We start from the raw sequence: 1,232 nt of genomic DNA on the forward strand, positions 1-1,232 counted from the left end.
ATAGACACTGAAAAAAGACCCTAGGCTATAAGCTGCTTCCGGTATTCTACCGGAGGCAGCTTATTTAGTTTTCGTTGCGGTCGATGTTCGTTATAAAATTGAATATAGGCTTCAATTCGCCTTTGTGCCTCATCCATATTTCGGATATCATAAGGGTAGAGCCCTTCCGTTTTCAGATGCGAGAAGAAGCTCTCCATTGAGGCATTGTCATAACAATTTCCTCGGCGAGACATGCTGATTCGGGCGCCAACCTTTGGCAGCATGTCGTGGTATGCATGAGACGTGTACTGGAATCCCTGGTCGCTGTGAACGATCAGTCCGGTCACGTCTTTTGTCTTGTTAAAGGCATTCTCAAAGGTCTGCAGAACCAGTGGATTGTCATTTTTCTGGCTCATGTGGTAGGCTACAATCTCATTATTAAACAAGTCTTTCACCGCAGAGAGGTAGATCCACGACTCTCCCACCCGGTATTGTGTAACATCTGTAACCCATTTTTGGTTTGGAGCATCTGCCTTGAAATCCCGTTTCAGTAAGTTTTTAGCGACACGCCCTTCGGTCGAAGAAGCGTAGTTACAGCGATGTTTTCGCCGAATTCGTGAGCGGATCCCTAGCACCTGCATAAGCCGAAGTACCTTCTTATGATTCATCCAGACCCCATGGTCTTGTAGTAATAACAGTTGAAGTTGCCGGTAGCCGTAGACACCATTGTAGTGCTCATAGACCTTCTTCACGAGTTCCTTATCTTCTCGGTCCCGATCGAATGCTTTGCGCTTTAGAAAAGCGTAATATCCGCTTCTGGAGACTCCAAAAACTTTGCAAAGCTGAGTAACTGGATATTCATTTGCTACTCTCTCAATCGTTATGTACCGCTGCGTTTCATCTCCTGCATCCAGATTTCCAAGCACTTTTTTAGCATCTCGTTCTCCCGCTTTAGCCTTTGGATCTTACTATCCTGATTCATATATTCCTTAGGGATTCCCCGCCCATCCATCAGTCCAAGCTCGCCAAGTTCCTGATACTTCCGCATCCATACTTTCAACCGGTGTCGGTCAGGAATGTTAAACTTCTCCATGATTCTGCGATAGGTCCATCCCTCTTTAACGTGTAGGCGTATAGCTTCAAGCTTCATCTCATATGGATACGTTGTGAACTTCTGTCCTTTTTTCACCATAAAAATGCACCCCTTAGATTTCATCGGATAAACCAGGGGTTTATTCCAATGTCTATTCTAA

At 45.0% G+C, this 1,232-nt stretch carries 2 protein-coding genes; both read right to left on the minus strand.

What is annotated here, in order from left to right; all coding sequences use genetic code 11:
• Nucleotides 1-20: 20 nt before the first annotated feature.
• Nucleotides 21-905, minus strand: coding sequence for an IS3 family transposase (locus AWJ19_RS06580; protein WP_082707733.1), 885 nt, complete (start codon nucleotides 903-905; stop codon nucleotides 21-23).
• Nucleotides 860-1,171 (minus strand): helix-turn-helix domain-containing protein, encoded by a 312-nt coding sequence (locus AWJ19_RS06585; protein ID WP_068722281.1) that lies wholly within the window; start codon nucleotides 1,169-1,171, stop codon nucleotides 860-862. The genes AWJ19_RS06580 and AWJ19_RS06585 overlap by 46 nt, the downstream gene beginning before the upstream one ends.
• Between the last annotated feature and the right edge of the window lie 61 nt (nucleotides 1,172-1,232).

The sequence above is a fragment of the Paenibacillus sp. DMB5 genome (assembly GCF_001517085.1).
Taxonomy (GTDB): Bacteria; Bacillota; Bacilli; order Paenibacillales; family Paenibacillaceae; genus Paenibacillus_AQ.

Coding starts and splice junctions, on each gene's coding strand:
- AWJ19_RS06585 (WP_068722281.1), bottom strand. CDS start 1,171: ATGGTGAAAAAAGGACAGAAGTTCACAACGTATCCATATGAGATGAAG.